This is a genomic window from Burkholderia sp. PU8-34, from assembly GCF_053427725.1.
The window spans coordinates 349,982-366,039 of sequence record NZ_JBSAXC010000005.1; the positions used below are offsets into that span (position 1 = coordinate 349,982).

Sequence of the window (16,058 nt, forward strand, 5' to 3'; positions counted from 1 at the left end):
GCATGTTCGGCAAACTGACACTTTCGGCGATCCCGTTCGACCAGCCCATCATCATGGGGGCGAGCGCCTTCATGGGGCTCGTCGTGCTGGGCATCGTCGCCGCGCTGACGGTCACCCGTCGATGGAAATGGCTGTGGAGCGAATGGCTGACGTCGGTCGACCACAAGAAGATCGGCGTGATGTACCTGATCGTCGCCGTGCTGATGCTGCTGCGTGGCTTCGCGGACGCGGTGATGATGCGCCTGCAGCTCGCGCTCGCATATAACGGCCCCGGCTACCTGCCGCCGCATCACTACGACCAGGTCTTCACCGCGCACGGCGTGATCATGATCTTCTTCATGGCGATGGCGCTGCTGGTCGCGTTCTTCAACCTGATCGTGCCGCTGCAGATCGGCGCGCGCGACGTCGCGTTCCCGTTCCTGAACTCGCTGAGTTTCTGGATGACGGCGGTCGCCGCGATCCTGATGAACATCTCGCTCGTGATCGGCGAATTCGCGCAGGTGGGCTGGCTCGCGTATCCGCCGCTGTCCGAGCTGCAGTTCAGCCCGGGCGTCGGCGTCGACTACTACCTGTGGGCGCTGCAGATCTCCGGCGTCGGCACGCTGATCACGTCGATCAACTTCTTCGTGACGATCATCAAGATGCGCGCGCCGGGCATGACGCTGATGAAGATGCCGGTGTTCACGTGGACGGCGCTGTGCTCGAACGTGCTGATCATGGCCACGTTCCCGATCCTGACGGTCGCGCTCGCGCTGCTCGGCCTCGACCGCTACCTCGACATGCATTTCTTCACGAACGATGCGGGCGGCAACGCGATGCTGTACCTGAACCTGATCTGGGCGTGGGGGCATCCGGAGGTGTACATCCTCGTGCTGCCTGCGTTCGGCATCTATTCGGAAGTCATCGCGACGTTCGCGAAGAAGCCGCTGTTCGGCTACAAGACGATGGTGTACGCATCGTGCGCGATCATGGTGCTGGCGTTCCTCGTGTGGCTGCATCACTTCTTCACGATGGGCTCGGGCGCCGACGTCAACGCGTTCTTCGGGATCATGACGATGGTCATCGCGATTCCGACCGGCGTGAAGATCTTCAACTGGCTGTTCACGATGTACCGCGGTCGTGTCGAGTTCACGGTGCCGGTACTGTGGACGATCGGCTTCATGGTGACGTTCACGCTCGGCGGCATGACGGGCGTGATGCTGGCGATTCCCGGCGCGGACTTCGTGCTGCACAACAGCCTGTTCCTGATCGCGCACTTCCATAACACGATCATCGGCGGTGTTGTGTTCGGCTATTTCGCGGGCGTCCATTTCTGGTTCCCGAAGGTGTTCGGCTTCAAGCTCGACGAGAAGCAAGGCAAGCGCGCGTTCTGGTGCTGGCTCACCGGCTTCTACGTCGCGTTCGTGCCGCTCTACGTGCTCGGCTTCATGGGCATGACGCGGCGCCTGAACCACTACGACAACCCGGCGTGGCATCCGTGGCTGATCGTCGCCGCATTCGGCGTGGCGCTGATCGCGCTCGGCGTGGTGTTCCAGGTCGCATCGGTGTGGGTCGGCTGGCGCAATCGCAACCAGCCGCAGTATCGCGACGCAACGGGCGACCCGTGGAACGGCCGCACGCTCGAATGGGCAACGTCGTCGCCGCCCGCCGTCTACAACTTCGCGGTGATCCCGAACGTGCATGAGCTCGACGAGCTTGCGTACCGGAAGGCGAAGGGTCTCGGGCTGGGCCTCGGCAAGAACGTCCGGTACCAGGACATCCACATGCCGTCGAACACGAGCGCGGGCTTCTTCGTCGGCCTCTTCAGCCTGCTGCTCGGCTTTGCGCTCGTCTGGCACATCTGGTGGCTCGCGATCGCTTCGCTCGTCGGCATCGTCGCGACGGTGGTGCTGTACAGCGCACAGGACAACGACGGCTATTACATCCCGGCGGATACCGTCCGCAAGATCGAGGAACAACGCGCGGGCGTGCGGATGACCACGCCGTCGCCGCAAGCCGAACTGGAGGCGAACTGATGTCGTATCAATCTCTCGCGGGCGCTGCCCCTCATCCGGCGGCACACCACCATCCGCCGTCGCATTCGGTATTCGGCTTCTGGCTGTACCTGATGACCGACTGCGTGATCTTCGCGTCGCTGTTCGCGACGTTCGCGGTGCTCGGCCACCAGTTCGCGGGCGGCCCGAGCGCGAAGGACCTGTTCGACATTCCGGGCGTCGCGCTCGAGACCGCCGCGCTGCTGCTCTCCAGCATCACGTACGGTTTCGCGATGCTCGGCGCACAGCGTCGCCGGCGCGGCACCGTGTTCGTCTGGCTCGCGGTGACGTTCGTGCTCGGCGCCGCGTTTCTCGCGATGGAGCTGCGCGAGTTCTCGCACCTGATCGCGGAAGGCGCGGGCCCGCAGCGCAGCGCGTTCCTGTCGGCGTTCTTCGCGCTCGTCGGCACGCACGGGCTGCACGTGGCGGTCGGCCTGTTGTGGATGGTCGTGCTCGTCGTGCAGATCGCGCGCGGCCCCGGCATGACGGAACGCGACTTCCGGCGCCTCGCCTGCCTGAGCCTGTTCTGGCACTTCCTCGACATCGTCTGGATCTGCGTGTTTTCCTTCGTTTATCTCGCGAGCGTGATCTAAATGGCCCATTCGGAACTCATTCACCACGATGAAGCGCACGGCACGGCCGGCGGCTACATCGTTGGCTTCGTGCTGTCGGTGCTGCTGACGGCCGCGTCGTTCGGCCTCGTGATGGGCGGCGTGCTGGCGCCGAAGGCGGCAATCATTGCGCTCGCCGTGCTCGCGTTCGCGCAGATCGTCGTGCATCTCGTGTGCTTCCTGCACATGAACGCGTCGTCCAGCCAGCGCTGGAACGTGATGGCGTTCAGCTATACGGTGCTCACCGCGTTGATCCTGATCGTCGGGACGCTGTGGGTGATGCACAACGTCAGCATGAACATGATGTCGCGGTAACCGGATCAGGGCCGCGGGTCGGCCCGCCCCTCTGCGCCGTGCCTGCCGCACGGCTCCTTTCCTTTCGGGCGTGCGGGTCGCGCGCCTTTCTGCATCATGGTCAACAACGATTCCCAGACGCCGGTTCGTCCCGGCGAACCCATTCCGCATCGCAAGGTCATCCGCGCGTGGCTCGTGCCGTTCGCCACGCGCGAGATCGTGCGCCCGATCCTGCTGCTCGTGCTCGACTACCTGCTGCTGTTCGCGGCGTTCGCCGGCGCGCTGCTGGTTCCGTCGATCGTCGGCAAGATCGTCTGCGGGATGGCCGCCGGTTTCATCACCGGGCGGCTCTTCATCATCGGGCACGACGCGTGCCACCAGAGCCTGACGCCCGATCGCCGGCTGAACCGCTGGCTCGGGCGCATCGCCTTCCTGCCGTCGCTGACGCCGTACAGCATGTGGGAAGTCGGGCACAACGTCGTGCACCACGGCTACACGAACCTGAAGGGCTTCGACTTCGTATGGGCGCCCCATACGCCGGCGGAATTCGCCGCGCTGTCGCCGGCGCGCCGCTTGCTGGATCGCATCTACCGGAGCGGCTGGGCGCCGGGGCTCTACTATCTCGTCGAGATCTGGTGGCTGCGGATGTATTTCCCGACCCGCACCTATATCGGCGCGTCGCGGCCCGTATTCCGGCGCGACTGCCTGCTCGTGACCGGCTTCGCGCTGGTGTGGATCGCCGCCGTCGTCCGGGTGGCGATCGCAACGCAGCAGCCCGTCGCGCTGCTGCTCGCGACCGCCGTGCTCGTGCCGTTCCTGTTCTGGTGCTCGATGATCGGGTTCGTCGTGTACGTTCACCACACCGATCCGCGCATTGCGTGGCACGCGAACCGGGCCGAATGGTCGAATGCCGCGCCGTTCGTGTCGACCACGCTGCACCTGACGTTTCCGCTCGGCATCGGCGGCCTGCTGCACCACATCATGGAGCACACGGCCCATCACGTCGACATGAGCGTGCCGCTATACCGGCTCAAGCCCGCGCAGGCGAAGCTGGAGGACATGCTGCCCGGGCGGATCGTCGTGCAGCGCTTCAGCTGGCGCTGGTATTTCGATACGGCCCGCCGCTGCAAGCTCTACGACACCGACCGCAAGCTGTGGACGGACTATCTCGGCAACCGGACGAGCGAAGCGGCGTGCGAATCGCTCCCGCCCGCCGCCGACGACGAACTGCCGGCCGCCGCTCGCGAACCGGCGGGCACGGTGCCCGCCGCGAGTGCTCACACGGTGCCGTAATCGACGTAACCCGATTCGCGGCAGAAGCTGACGAGCCGCAGGCCGGCCTGCTGCGCGATCGCGATCGCGAGCGACGACGGCGCCGAGATCGTCGCGACCATCGGCATGCCGACGCGCGCGGCCTTGCGGACCAGCTCGTAGCTCGCGCGGCTCGACAGGAACACGAAGCCGTCGGTCGTGTCCGCGCGCGCAAGCACGAGCGAGCCGATCAGCTTGTCGAGCGCGTTGTGGCGGCCGACATCTTCGAACGCCAGGCGAATCGCGCCTGTTGCGTCGCACCATGCGGCCGCGTGCAGGCCGCCCGTCAGCTTCGTCAGCGCCTGATGGGCCGGCAACTCGCGGGCGGCGCGTGCGAGCGCGCCGGGCGCGAGGCGGGCGAGGAAACCCGTGTCGGGCACGCGTTCCGGCGCCAGGTCGAGCAGGTCGATGCTTTCGATCCCGCATACGCCGCAGCCGGTGCGCCCGGCGAGCGCGCGCCGCTTGTCCTTCAGCGCGGCGAACGCCTGCTGCACGACTTCCAGGTGGACCTCGGCGTGCGGCAGCGGCGCGTCGGCGTGCAGCACCACCTCGATGTCCTTGATGTCGCTGCCGCGCGCGACGATTCCTTCCGATATCGCAAAGCCGACCGCGAACGCCTCGAGGTCGCGCGGCGTGCACATCATCACCGCGTGCGAGATGCCGTTGAAGACGAGCGCGACCGGCCATTCCTGGCCGACGTGGTCGATGGCGGCTTCGACGGCGCCGCCGCGCGTGCGGCGCACGGCCAGGTCGACAGCGCCGCGCGGCTCGGCGTGCAGTTCGTCTCGCCGTTCGTCTCGCAGTTGGTCTGTTTGGGTCGGATTCACCGAGACTCCCGTTGGGTTGACGCGCGTGCGGGGGGCGGACGACGATCGCGCCGCCGTGCGCACGCAGAGGTTCTAAAATACCTCAGGCAGGCCGGCCGCGCCGGCATCCGCCAAGGTAACGACCATGGGACTCAGCGACGCACCGTTGCTTTTCAATTTCGAACGCGAATCGTCGGAAAATTTCACGTACATCCCGATGATCGTGCGCTTCAATCTCGACCGCTTCGGCTTGCGGATCTCGCTCGAGCAGTGGCAACTGCTGCCGCTCGAGGATCGCAAGCTGCTCGCGCGCTTTCCGGCCGACGAGGACACCGCGATCGAACCCAATTTCGACCATGCGCTGTTCGAGATGCTGCGCACGCACGCCGATCTCGAACCGAGCTGGTTCCAGCCGGACGACCGGCCGACCTGGCGCAGCACCGAGCGGGTGCCGGACGCGCTGGTGCAGCAGAGCTTGCTGGCGGGGCTGCCGGCGCCCGATGTCGCGCAATGGCAGCGGCTCGCGCCGTTCCAGCGCTACGTGCTGGTGAAACTGTCCCGCAAGCCGAAGCTGAACCACGATTTCGTGCCGGCGATGCGGGAATTCGGGCTGACGGCCACGCACTGATGCGGCACCCGTGCCGGGCATTCGGCGGCGTGCCTGCGGCGGCGGCCCGGCCGCCGAACGGTTGCGGGCCGCGTCGGGCCCGCGCAGGCGTCACTCGAGCGGCGGGAGCGGCCGCGGCTTGCGGTCCGGGCCGGTCGCGACGTAGGTGAGCGTCGCTTCGGTCACCTTCACGACTTCGCCGGCGAGGCGCATGCGCTGCGCATAGACCTCGACGTCGACCGTGACCGACGTGTTGCCGGTGCGCGTGACGGTAGCGTAGAAGCTCAGCAGGTCGCCGACGAACACCGGCTGCTTGAACACGAACGAATTGACCGCGACGGTCGCGACCCGGCCGTTCGCGCGCTGGCTCGCGGGAATCGAGCCGGCGATGTCGACCTGGGACATGATCCAGCCGCCGAACACGTCGCCGTGGACGTTGGCATCGGACGGCTGCGGCACGACGCGCAGCGCGGGTTGTTTTTGAAGGGCGAGCGGGGTGTCGGTCATGGTGGAGGCTTTCATCCTGTAATAAACGCACCGGTCCGCGCGGGCGGCCGGCGAGGCCACGGACAGCGGCGCGAACCGGCTTCTGCGACAATACAACGTTCGCAAATTGTACGAGAAAGCGGGCGCACCGGCCGTCGAGACGTCCGGCCAGCACCGCTGCCGACCTGTTCCCCATGCGCCGATTTCCCGCTTCCGGCGAGCCCGCGCCGCTTCACACCGGGCCCCGCAACGACTGGCAGACCATCCGCTCGCTGCTGCCGTACCTCGCGACCTACAAATGGCGCGTGGCGCTCGCGCTCGGCTGCCTGATCGGCGCGAAGGTCGCGAACCTCGGCGTGCCGGTCGTGATGAAGCGGATCGTCGACCATCTCGCGTCGGTCCAGCATCTGACCGCGCTCGGCCGCGCCGATCAGTCGGCCGGGATCATCCTCGCGGGCGGCGTCGGGCTGCTCGTCGTCGCATATGCGCTCGTGCGGCTGTCGACGTCGATGTTCACCGAGCTGCGCGAGATCCTGTTCTCGAAAGTGACGGAAAGCGCGGTGCGCCGGCTCGCGCTGCAGGTGTTCCGGCACCTGCACGGGCTGTCGCTGCGGTTCCACCTCGAACGGCAGACGGGCGGCATGTCGCGCGACATCGAGCGCGGCACGCGCGGCATCCAGCAGCTGATCTCGTACTCGCTGTACAGCATCCTGCCGACGCTCGTCGAAGTCGGCCTCGTGCTCGGCTTCTTCGTCGTCAAGTACGAAGCGTTCTACGCGTACGTGACGTTCGCCGCGCTGGTCACGTACATCGTGTTCACCGTGAAGGTCACGAACTGGCGCACGCACTTCCGCCGCACGATGAACGAGCTCGATTCGCGCGCGAATTCCCGCGCGATCGATTCGCTGATCAACTACGAGACGGTCAAGTATTTCGGCAACGAGGACTGGGAGGCGCAGCGCTACGATGAGAACCTGCGGCGCTACCGCAAGGCCGCGATCCGTTCGCAGAACTCGCTGTCGGTGCTCAATTTCGGCCAGCAGGCGATCATCGGCACCGGGCTCGTGTTCATCCTGTGGCGCGCGACGCAGGGCGTGCTCGCCGGCAAGCTGACGCTCGGCGATCTCGTGCTGATCAACACGTTCATGCTGCAGCTCTACATTCCGCTGAACTTCCTCGGCGTCGTGTATCGCGAGCTGAAGCAGAGCCTCACCGACATGGACCGGATGTTCGGGCTGCTGTCGGCGCCGAAGGAAGTCGCGGACGCCCCCGATGCGCCGCCGCTCGCCGTCGCGGGCGCGCAGGTGCGTTTCGAGCACGTGAATTTCGCGTACGAAGCGTCGCGGCCGATCCTGCACGACGTGACGTTCACGATCGACGCGGGCACGACGACCGCGGTGGTCGGCCACAGCGGCTCGGGCAAGTCGACGCTGTCGCGCCTGCTGTTCCGCTTCTACGATCTCGACCGGCAGGCGGGCGGCGCGATCCGCATCGACGGGCAGGACATCCGCGACGTCACGCAGGATTCGCTGCGCGCATCGATCGGCATCGTGCCGCAGGACACCGTGCTGTTCAACGATTCGATCTACTACAACATCGCGTACGGGCGGCCGACGGCGTCCCGCGACGAGGTGATCGCGGCCGCGCGCGCCGCGCACATCCACGAGTTCATCGACAGCCTGCCGAAGGGGTATGACACGCCGGTCGGCGAGCGCGGCCTCAAGCTGTCGGGCGGCGAGAAGCAGCGCGTCGCGATCGCGCGCACGCTGCTGAAGAACCCGCCGATCCTGCTGTTCGACGAGGCGACGTCGGCGCTCGATTCGCGCTCGGAGCGCGCGATCCAGCACGAGCTCGACCAGATCGCGCGGCATCGCACGACGCTCGTGATCGCGCACCGGCTGTCGACGGTCGTGCATGCGCAGCAAATCCTCGTGATGGATCACGGGCGGATCGTCGAGCGCGGCACGCACGACGCACTCGTGCGCGCGGACGGGCTGTATGCGCAGATGTGGGCGCTGCAGCAGCAGCGCGCGGCGGCGGGCGGCGAGGAGGCCGAGGAGGTCTGAGCGCGGTGGCCGGGCGGCCGCTCCGTCAGGGCGCCCGGCCGGCGTCCCCGCCGCGAGGTGGAATCGGGCGGGCGACAGCGCGTCAGCGAGCGGCGCGCGTACGCCGCCGGTTTGCGCTCAGCGCGCGCCGCGCAGCCGGGCGTCCAGCTCGCCGAGCTGCGCAGGCGTGCCGACGTTTTCCCAGATCCCTTCGTACAGTTCGCCGCTTGCGCGGCCGGCTTCGATCGTTGCGCGGAAGTACGGCGTCAGCGCGCGCCGCGTGCCGGGCGCGAGGTCGCGGAACATCCGCGTGTCGTACAGGCCGATGCTGCCGAACGTGACCCGCGCGGCGCCGTCGAGCGACAGCCGGCCGTTGTCCAGCACGAAGTCGCCCGCCGGGTGAAACGGCGGGTTCGGCACCATCACGAGATGCATCGCGGGCGCGTCGAGCGCCGCCATCCGCGCCGCGTGCGCGGCGAGCGTCCGGTAGTCGAATTCGCAGAACACGTCGCCGGCCACCGCGACGAAGACCGTCGGCCGGCCGTCGCGTTCGATGAGCGGCAGCGCCTGCGCGATCCCGCCGGCCGTTTCGAGCGCTTCGCCTTCGGCCGAATAGACGAGCCGCACGCCCCAGCGCGCGCCGTCGCCGAGCGCGGCTTCGAGCACGTCGCCGAGCCATGCATGGTTGATCACGATCGTGTCGATGCCCGCCTGAGCGAGCCGCTCGATCTGCCACACGATCAGCGGCTTGCCGCCCGCTTCGAGCAGCGGTTTCGGGCAAGTGTCGGTGAGCGGGCGCATCCGTTCGCCGCGCCCGGCGGCGAAGATCATCGCCGTGGTGAGGGTTGCACTCATCTTCAGAACGTTCAGAACGTATAGCCGACGTCGGCCGCCTTGCCTTCGAGCTCGTCAAGCAGCTTCGCGAACGGTGCGAGCGGGCGGTAGCGGAGCGCGACCTTGCGCGCGTAGGTCAGGAAGCGCGGCAGGTCCGCAAGGTAATGCGGCTTGCCGTCGCGGTAGTTGATCCGCGCGAACAGGCCGAGGATCTTGATGTGGCGCTGCAGGCCCATCCATTCGAGCTGGCGGTAGAACTCGCCGAAATCGGGATCGACCGGCAGGCCGGCCTTCTTCGCCTTCTCCCAGTAGTACGCGAAGCAGTCGAGCTCGAATTCCTCGTCCCAGCTGATGAACGCGTCGCGCAGCAGCGACACGACGTCGTAGGTCAGCGGTCCAACGACTGCGTCCTGGAAGTCGAGCACGCCCGGGTTCGGCTCGCAGACCATCAGGTTGCGCGGCATGAAGTCGCGCAGCATGAAGCCCTGCGGCTGCGCGCGGGCGCTCGCGATCAGCAGCGCGAACGTGCGCTCGAGCGTGCCGCGCATCGCGTCGCTGACCGTCTGGCCAAGGTGCCGGCCGATGTACCACTCTGGCATCAGTTCCATCTCGCGGCGCAGGAACGCCTCGTCGAACGGCGGCAGCACGCCGGGCGCCGAGCTCAGCTGGAAGCGGATCAGCGCGTCGAGCGCGGCGCGCATCAGCGGCCGCGCGGCGAGCGGGTCGGCGGGGTCGAGCACCGAGATGTACGACGTCCGGCCGAGATCCGTCACGAGCATGAAGCCGGCATCGAAATCGTGGGCCAGCACCTGCGGTACGTGGACACCCGCGTCGGCGAGGAGCCGGGCGACCTGGACGAACTCCCGGCACTTCTCGGGCGGCGGCGCGTCGACGGCAATCAGCGAGCCGCCGGGCTGCGACGCCGAGGCGACGCGGAAGTAGCGGCGGAAGCTGGCGTCCGAGGACGCAGGCGCAAGGGTGGCGAGATCGAGCGCAAAGCGCTCGGCGAGCGGGCTCAGCCAGGCGGTGAGTGCTTCGAGGCGGACGTCAATGCGGGCGTCGGCGTGAGATGCGGCAGATGGGGGCGTCATGAAACTCGGGGGAGGGGGGAACGTCTTGCCATATAATACCCCACGACTTTTTTGACGCGCCCCGCGTCAGCTTCCGCCGCGCAGGCCCGCCGCCTGTCGCGCCGTTCGCCCGATCGCCTTCCCTGGTTTGCGCTTCGCCGCAGTCACGGTCCGATTGCGCGGGCCGCGATGCGCGAAGGCACGGGTTGACGAGGGGCGATTCGCCAAACGATAGATGCCGCCCAAACCGCTATTCCCGAATGTTTTCCCCGGTGACGGGGCGCCGCGCAAACGGCGGCTCGCGCTCGCGCTCCTGGCCGTGCCCGGCCTCGTGCCGGCCGTGTCGCACGCGCAGCTGGCGGGCGCAGCCGCGCAGCCGCAGCCGCTCGACTCGCCGTGGGATCTGCGTCTCGCGCCCCAGCTCGACGAGCACCCGCTGAAGGAGGGCTCGAAGCCGGCCACCTTCGTGATTGCCGACCACACGAGCGGCACGGCCGACCAGGACCTGGCCGCGAAGGGCTCCGCCGAGATCCGCCGCGGCGACGCGGTCGTGAAGGGCGACGCGATCCACTACGACCAGGACACGGACATGGCCGACGCGTACGGCCAGGTCAGGGTGGTCAACAGCGGCACGTCGTTCGCGGGCCCCGAGGCGCACCTGAAGGTCGAGGCGAACCAGGGCTTCATGACGGCGCCGAAGTACCACTTCAACGTGACGGGCGGCTCGGGCAGCGCGGAGCGCGTCGACCTGCTCGACAGCGAGCGCTCGGTGTTCATCAACGGCACCTACACCGCGTGCCAGTGCGCGACGGACCCGGCGTGGTACATCAAGGGCAGCCGCTTCGATTTCGACACCGGCGCCGACGAAGGCACGGCCCGCAACGGCGTGCTGTTCTTCCAGGGCGTGCCGATCTTCGCGAGCCCGTGGCTCACGTTCCCGCTGTCGGGCGAACGGCGCAGCGGCCTGCTGCCGCCGACGTTCTCGATGAACTCGAACAACGGGTTCGAGCTGTCGCTGCCGTACTACTTCAACATCGCGCCGAATCGCGACCTGACGATCACGCCGCGCATCATCTCGAAGCGCGGGGTGCAGACCGAGGCGACGTTCCGTTATCTGTCGCCGACGTATTCGGGCACGTTTACGGCCAATTACCTGCCGCACGACGCGCTCGCGAAACGCGACCGCTACGCGATCTACTGGCAGCACCAGCAGAACTTCGGCAACGGCTTCGGCGGCTACGTCTACTACAACAAGGTCTCGGACAACACGTTCCCGGAAGACCTTGGGTCGATGAACCAGTTCGTCAACGGCACGCAGACGCTGTATCAGCAGGAAGCGGGCCTGACGTACAACAACGGCCCATGGTCGGTGCTCGGGCGCTACCAGCACTGGCAGACGCTGCCGCCATCGATCGCGCCGTACAGCCGCGAGCCGCAGTTGAACGTGAAGTACACGAAGTACAACGTCGGCGGCTTCGACTTCGGCGCGGAAGCCGACTATTCGCGCTTTCGCATCACGACGGCCGATTCGACGGAAGGCGACCGGATCGTCTTCAACCCGTACATCGCGTACGGCGTCTACGGCCCCGGCTACTTCGTGGTGCCGAAGGTCCAGTACCACTTCGCGTCGTACGACCTGAGCCACCTGTCGTCGAGCACGCCGAACAACCCGAAGCGCTTCACCGAGTCGATCCCGACCGTGAGCTTCGACTCGGGCCTGATCTTCGACCGCTCGGTGCACCTGTTCGGCCAGGATTTCATCCAGACGCTCGAGCCGCGCCTGTACTACGTGTACACGCCCTACCGCGACCAGTCGAGCGCGCCGCTGTTCGACACCGCGGAATCGGACTTCGGGCTCGCGGAGATCTACCAGCCGAACACGTTCGTCGGCAACGACCGGATCGCCGATGCGAACCGCATCACGGCCGGGCTGACGTCGCGCTTCATCGATCCGCGCACCGGCGACGAGCGCGCGCGCTTCGTGATCGCGCAGCAGTATTACTTCGCGGACCAGCGTGTGACGCTGAACTCGGGGCAGGCCGCGTCGCAGGCTCGCCACTCGGACCTGATCGCGGGCGCCGCGCTCAAGCTGGGCGCCGGTTTCCAGTCGGAAACCGCGTTCCAGTACAACCAGAACAACAACCAGCTCGTGAAGTCGAGCATCGGCTTCGGCTACAGCCCCGACGTGCGCAAGGTGATCAACGTCGGCTACCGCTACACGCGCGCGAACACGACGCTCGACGGCCAGCCGATCAACCAGTTCCTGATCTCCGCGCAATGGCCGCTGACTCGCCGGCTGTATGCGATCGGCCGCTTCAACTACGACATCGCCGCCGATCGGGTGGTCGACGGCCTGCTCGGCTTACAATACGACGCGGATTGCTGGGCACTCGGGGTCGGTATCCAGCGGTACGCGAACGGTGTGAACTCGTCGGGACAGCAGAATTCCGCGACGCGGTTCATGGCGCAGCTCACGCTGAAGGGGCTGTCGAGCGTCGACAACGGCCTCGTCGCCGCGTTCCGCGCCGGGGTGGCGGGCTACACGCCGCTGCCGCCCGCACCGCCGCCGTTGTCCCGCTTCAGCAACTACGAGTAACGCCGGGGCGCAGAGAAGGCGCCCGCACCGGATGAGCCCGATTTCAATGGAGTATCAGTGGCAATGAAGAAAACCCTTCGCTTCGCGGCAGTCGTGTCCAGCCTCGCCGCGTCCGCCGCGCTGCTCGCCGCCGCGCCGGCTGCGGCGCAGGCGCTCGGTTCGCAAGGCGCGCAGCTCACCGACGAAGTCGTCGCGGTCGTCAACAACGACGTGATCACGGGCCGCGAACTCGACCAGCGCGTCGGCCTGATCTCGCGCCGGCTGCAGCAGCAGAACGCGCCGGTGCCGGCGCTCGACCAGCTGCGCGCGCAGGTGCTGAACCAGATGGTGCTCGAGCGCATCCAGGTGCAGAAGGCCAAGGACGACGGGATCCGCGTCGATGACGCGCAGGTGCAGACGACGCTGCAGCGGCTCGCGCAGGCGAACGGCATGACGCTCGACCAGTACCGCTCGCGGCTCGAGGCGCAAGGCGTGCCCTGGAGCATCTTCACGAGCGACGCACGCACCGAGCTGACGCTGTCGAAGCTGCGCGAGCGCGAGGTCGACGGCAAGATCACCGTGTCGGACGCCGAGGTCGCGAACTACATCGCGAGCCAGCGCGGGCCGAACGCGTCGCAGCAGCAGGACCTGCGCTTCCAGCACATCTTCATCAAGGCGCCGACCAACGCGCCGCAGCAGGACATCGAGGCCGCGCAGGCGAAGGCCGATGCGCTGCTGAAGCAGGCGCTGTCGGGCGGCGATTTCGAGCGGCTCGCGAAGAACAACTCGGAGGCGAACGACGCGAAGAAGGGCGGCGATCTCGGCTTCAAGGCGCCGGGCGCGTTGCCGTCCGAAGTCGTCGACGCCGCGTCGAAGCTGCGCCCGGGCCAGGTCAATCCGACGGTGATCCGCGTGCCTGACGGCTTCGAGATCGTGCGCCTCGTCGACCGGCGCCAGAGCCAGGGCACGTCGGCCGCCGCGCCGAAGATCGTGCAGACCCACGTGCGCCACATCCTGCTGCGCGTCGGCGAAGGCAAGTCCGAAGGCCAGGCGCGCCAGCAGCTGCTCGACATCCGCAACCAGGTCGCGGCCGGCGGCGACTTCGCGAAGTTCGCCCGCACCTATTCGCAGGACGGTTCCGCGTCGCAGGGCGGCGATCTCGGCTGGATCAGCCCGGGCGAGACCGTGCCGGAATTCGAGCGTGCGATGAACAACCTGCAGGACGGCCAGGTCAGCACCCCGGTGCGCACCGAGTACGGCTACCACCTGATCCAGGTGCTGGCCCGCCGCGACGCGGAAGGCTCGGTGCAGCAGCAGATGGACATCGCGCGTCAGGCGATCGGCCAGCGCAAGGCCGAGCAGGCGTATGCCGACTGGCTGCGCGAGCTGCGCGATTCGTCGTACGTGCAGTACAAGATCGGCGGCTTCGGCCAGCAAAACTGAGCGAGCCGCCGATGACGACGCCCGTGCTGCCCACGTTGCATATCGCGATCACGACCGGCGAGCCCGCGGGCGTCGGCCCGGAGCTGACCGTGCAGGCGCTGCGCGACGCCGGCCAGCGCTGGCCCGATGCGCGCTTTACCGTGCTCGGCGACGCGGCGCTGCTCGCCGAGCGGGCGGCGGCAGTCGGTGCGGACTGGGCGGCGCTTGCCGCCGGCGGGCAGGTTGCAGTCGAACACCACGCGCTCGCCGCGCCCGCGCGCGCGGGCGAGCTGAACGCGGCGAACGGCCGCTACGTGCTCGGGCTGCTCGACGCGGCGATCGACGGCGCGCTCGCGCGCGCATTCGATGCGATCGTCACCGCGCCGCTGCAGAAGAGCACGATCAATGACGCGGGCGTTCCGTTCACCGGCCATACCGAATACCTGGCGGAGCGCACCGGCACGCCGCGCGTCGTGATGATGCTGGCCGGCACCGGCGAGAAGCCGCTGCGCGTCGCGCTCGCGACCACGCACCTGCCACTGAAGGACGTGTCGGCCGCGCTGACGGTCGACGGGCTGCTCGAGACGCTCGCGATCGTCGATCACGACCTGCGGCGCGACTTCGGGCTTGCCGCGCCGCGCATTCTCGTGACGGGCCTGAACCCGCACGCCGGCGAGAACGGTTATCTCGGCCGCGAGGAAATCGACGTGATCGCGCCTGCGCTTGCGCGCGCGAACGCGCAGGGCATCGACGCGCGCGGCCCGTATCCGGCCGACACGCTGTTCCAGCCGCGCTACCTCGCCGATGCGGACTGCGTGCTCGCGATGTTCCACGATCAGGGTCTGCCGGTGCTCAAGTACGCGACGTTCGGCGAGGGCATCAACGTCACGCTCGGCCTGCCGATCATCCGCACGTCGGTCGATCACGGCACCGCGCTCGACCTCGCCGGCACCGGCCGCGCCGATCCGGGCAGCATGGTCGCCGCGCTCGACACGGCCGTCACGATGGCACGCCATCGCCGCGCGGCCTGACGACTCCTTTCATCGCGTTTTTTCGTTTTTTTCAGTCGATGTCGAACAGCAGACAGCACCAGGGCCATTTCGCGCGCAAGCGCTTCGGGCAGAACTTCCTCGTCGATCACGGCGTGATCGACTCGATCGTCTCGGCGATCGGTCCGGCGCGCGGCCAGCGGATGGTCGAGATCGGGCCGGGCCTCGGCGCGCTGACCGGGCCGCTGATCGAACGTCTTGCGACGCCCGAATCGCCGCTGCATGCGGTCGAGCTCGACCGGGACCTGATCGGCCGGCTGCAGCAGCGTTTCGGCCCGCTGCTCGAACTTCATGCGGGCGACGCGCTTGCGTTCGACTTCCGCACGCTCGCGGTGCCCGGCGACAAGCCGACGCTGCGCATCGTCGGCAACCTGCCGTACAACATTTCGAGTCCGCTGCTGTTTCACCTTATGACGTTCGCCGACGTGGTCGTCGACCAGCATTTCATGCTGCAGAACGAAGTCGTCGAGCGGATGGTCGCCGAGCCGGGCACGAAGGCGTTCTCGCGCCTGTCGGTGATGCTGCAGTACCGCTACGTGATGGACAAGCTGATCGACGTGCCGCCCGAATCGTTCCAGCCGCCGCCGAAAGTCGATTCGGCGATCGTGCGGATGATCCCGTACGAGCCGCACGAACTGCCGGACGTCAATCCCGTGCTGCTCGGCGAAGTCGTCACGGCCGCGTTCTCGCAGCGCCGCAAGATGCTGCGCAACACGCTCGGCGAGTATCGCGACACGATCGATTTCGACGCGCTCGGCTTCGATCTCGCACGCCGGGCGGAAGACGTGAGCGTGGCCGAGTATGTCGGCGTCGCGCAAGCGCTGGCCGCGGCTCGCCAGGCGGAGTGACGCGCGCGCCGCTGTTGCGGCGTTGACGCCGGATTGCTCGCCGCGCATCGAGGGCTGTCCTGAGGGG

14 protein-coding genes are annotated in these 16,058 nt (G+C 67.7%); 10 read left to right on the forward strand and 4 right to left on the reverse strand.

The window, feature by feature from the left end; genetic code table 11:
- Positions 1 to 2 precede the first annotated feature (2 nt).
- The 4 genes from cyoB (at position 3) to ACV22Z_RS15615 (ending at position 4,231) form a co-directional block, all read left to right on the forward strand.
- Positions 3 to 2,015 carry a cytochrome o ubiquinol oxidase subunit I gene (cyoB, locus tag ACV22Z_RS15600; protein WP_448077193.1) on the forward strand — a complete coding sequence of 671 codons (2,013 nt, stop codon included), beginning with the start codon at positions 3 to 5 and terminating at the stop codon, positions 2,013 to 2,015.
- Entirely contained in the window at positions 2,015 to 2,626 is a 612-nt protein-coding gene (gene cyoC / locus ACV22Z_RS15605) for a cytochrome o ubiquinol oxidase subunit III (protein WP_448077194.1), read from the forward strand. Before cyoB ends, cyoC begins: the two co-directional genes overlap by 1 nt.
- Complete coding sequence (cyoD, locus tag ACV22Z_RS15610; RefSeq protein ID WP_448077195.1) at positions 2,627 to 2,959, forward strand: cytochrome o ubiquinol oxidase subunit IV; 333 nt, start codon at positions 2,627 to 2,629, stop codon at positions 2,957 to 2,959.
- A 96-nt stretch (positions 2,960 to 3,055) separates the two neighbouring features.
- A complete protein-coding gene (locus tag ACV22Z_RS15615; protein ID WP_448077196.1) occupies positions 3,056 to 4,231 on the forward strand; it encodes a fatty acid desaturase in 1,176 nt (391 codons plus the stop codon).
- Here the strand turns inward: ACV22Z_RS15615 and fdhD are convergent.
- Positions 4,216 to 5,076, reverse strand: a complete 861-nt coding sequence (fdhD, locus tag ACV22Z_RS15620) for a formate dehydrogenase accessory sulfurtransferase FdhD (RefSeq protein WP_448077197.1) — start codon at positions 5,074 to 5,076, stop codon at positions 4,216 to 4,218. The two genes, ACV22Z_RS15615 and fdhD, sit on opposite strands and share 16 nt — an antisense overlap.
- 124 nt (positions 5,077 to 5,200) lie before the next feature.
- Here fdhD and ACV22Z_RS15625 point away from each other — a divergent pair, with 124 nt between their 5' ends.
- A complete protein-coding gene (locus ACV22Z_RS15625) occupies positions 5,201 to 5,683 on the forward strand; it encodes a nitrate reductase associated protein (protein ID WP_448077198.1) in 483 nt (160 codons plus the stop codon).
- Between the two features lie 90 nt (positions 5,684 to 5,773).
- On the opposite strand, the gene ACV22Z_RS15630 is transcribed toward ACV22Z_RS15625, so the two are convergent.
- Positions 5,774 to 6,169, reverse strand: coding sequence for an acyl-CoA thioesterase (locus ACV22Z_RS15630; protein WP_448077199.1), 396 nt, complete (start codon positions 6,167 to 6,169; stop codon positions 5,774 to 5,776).
- A gap of 173 nt (positions 6,170 to 6,342) precedes the next feature.
- On the opposite strand from ACV22Z_RS15630, the gene ACV22Z_RS15635 reads away from it, so the two are divergent.
- Positions 6,343 to 8,214, forward strand: coding sequence for an ABCB family ABC transporter ATP-binding protein/permease (locus ACV22Z_RS15635; protein WP_448077200.1), 1,872 nt, complete (start codon positions 6,343 to 6,345; stop codon positions 8,212 to 8,214).
- A 117-nt stretch (positions 8,215 to 8,331) separates the two neighbouring features.
- On the opposite strand, the gene murU is transcribed toward ACV22Z_RS15635, so the two are convergent.
- Together murU and ACV22Z_RS15645 are read right to left on the reverse strand one after the other, a co-directional pair.
- Positions 8,332 to 9,048, reverse strand: coding sequence for an N-acetylmuramate alpha-1-phosphate uridylyltransferase MurU (murU, locus tag ACV22Z_RS15640; RefSeq protein WP_448077201.1), 717 nt, complete (start codon positions 9,046 to 9,048; stop codon positions 8,332 to 8,334).
- An 11-nt stretch (positions 9,049 to 9,059) separates the two neighbouring features.
- On the reverse strand, positions 9,060 to 10,118 hold the full coding sequence (locus ACV22Z_RS15645; protein WP_448077202.1) for an aminoglycoside phosphotransferase family protein: 1,059 nt from the start codon (positions 10,116 to 10,118) through the stop codon (positions 9,060 to 9,062).
- A gap of 214 nt (positions 10,119 to 10,332) precedes the next feature.
- Between ACV22Z_RS15645 and ACV22Z_RS15650 the strand changes: the two genes are divergently transcribed.
- From ACV22Z_RS15650 to rsmA, 4 genes are all read left to right on the forward strand, one after another.
- A complete protein-coding gene (locus ACV22Z_RS15650) occupies positions 10,333 to 12,693 on the forward strand; it encodes an LPS-assembly protein LptD (RefSeq protein ID WP_448077203.1) in 2,361 nt (786 codons plus the stop codon).
- 63 nt (positions 12,694 to 12,756) lie between these two features.
- Positions 12,757 to 14,115 carry a peptidylprolyl isomerase gene (locus ACV22Z_RS15655; protein ID WP_448077204.1) on the forward strand — a complete coding sequence of 453 codons (1,359 nt, stop codon included), beginning with the start codon at positions 12,757 to 12,759 and terminating at the stop codon, positions 14,113 to 14,115.
- 11 nt (positions 14,116 to 14,126) lie between these two features.
- A complete protein-coding gene (gene pdxA / locus ACV22Z_RS15660; RefSeq protein WP_448077205.1) occupies positions 14,127 to 15,125 on the forward strand; it encodes a 4-hydroxythreonine-4-phosphate dehydrogenase PdxA in 999 nt (332 codons plus the stop codon).
- A gap of 38 nt (positions 15,126 to 15,163) precedes the next feature.
- A complete protein-coding gene (gene rsmA / locus ACV22Z_RS15665) occupies positions 15,164 to 15,991 on the forward strand; it encodes a 16S rRNA (adenine(1518)-N(6)/adenine(1519)-N(6))-dimethyltransferase RsmA (protein WP_448077206.1) in 828 nt (275 codons plus the stop codon).
- Positions 15,992 to 16,058 lie beyond the last annotated feature (67 nt).

Coding starts and splice junctions, on each gene's coding strand:
- murU (WP_448077201.1), bottom strand. CDS start 9,048: ATGAGTGCAACCCTCACCACGGCGATGATCTTCGCCGCCGGGCGCGGC.
- ACV22Z_RS15650 (WP_448077203.1), top strand. CDS start 10,333: ATGCCGCCCAAACCGCTATTCCCGAATGTTTTCCCCGGTGACGGGGCG.
- pdxA (WP_448077205.1), top strand. CDS start 14,127: ATGACGACGCCCGTGCTGCCCACGTTGCATATCGCGATCACGACCGGC.
- cyoB (WP_448077193.1), top strand. CDS start 3: ATGTTCGGCAAACTGACACTTTCGGCGATCCCGTTCGACCAGCCCATC.
- ACV22Z_RS15630 (WP_448077199.1), bottom strand. CDS start 6,169: ATGACCGACACCCCGCTCGCCCTTCAAAAACAACCCGCGCTGCGCGTC.
- ACV22Z_RS15655 (WP_448077204.1), top strand. CDS start 12,757: ATGAAGAAAACCCTTCGCTTCGCGGCAGTCGTGTCCAGCCTCGCCGCG.
- ACV22Z_RS15615 (WP_448077196.1), top strand. CDS start 3,056: ATGGTCAACAACGATTCCCAGACGCCGGTTCGTCCCGGCGAACCCATT.
- ACV22Z_RS15625 (WP_448077198.1), top strand. CDS start 5,201: ATGGGACTCAGCGACGCACCGTTGCTTTTCAATTTCGAACGCGAATCG.
- ACV22Z_RS15645 (WP_448077202.1), bottom strand. CDS start 10,118: ATGACGCCCCCATCTGCCGCATCTCACGCCGACGCCCGCATTGACGTC.
- rsmA (WP_448077206.1), top strand. CDS start 15,164: ATGTCGAACAGCAGACAGCACCAGGGCCATTTCGCGCGCAAGCGCTTC.
- ACV22Z_RS15635 (WP_448077200.1), top strand. CDS start 6,343: ATGCGCCGATTTCCCGCTTCCGGCGAGCCCGCGCCGCTTCACACCGGG.
- cyoC (WP_448077194.1), top strand. CDS start 2,015: ATGTCGTATCAATCTCTCGCGGGCGCTGCCCCTCATCCGGCGGCACAC.
- cyoD (WP_448077195.1), top strand. CDS start 2,627: ATGGCCCATTCGGAACTCATTCACCACGATGAAGCGCACGGCACGGCC.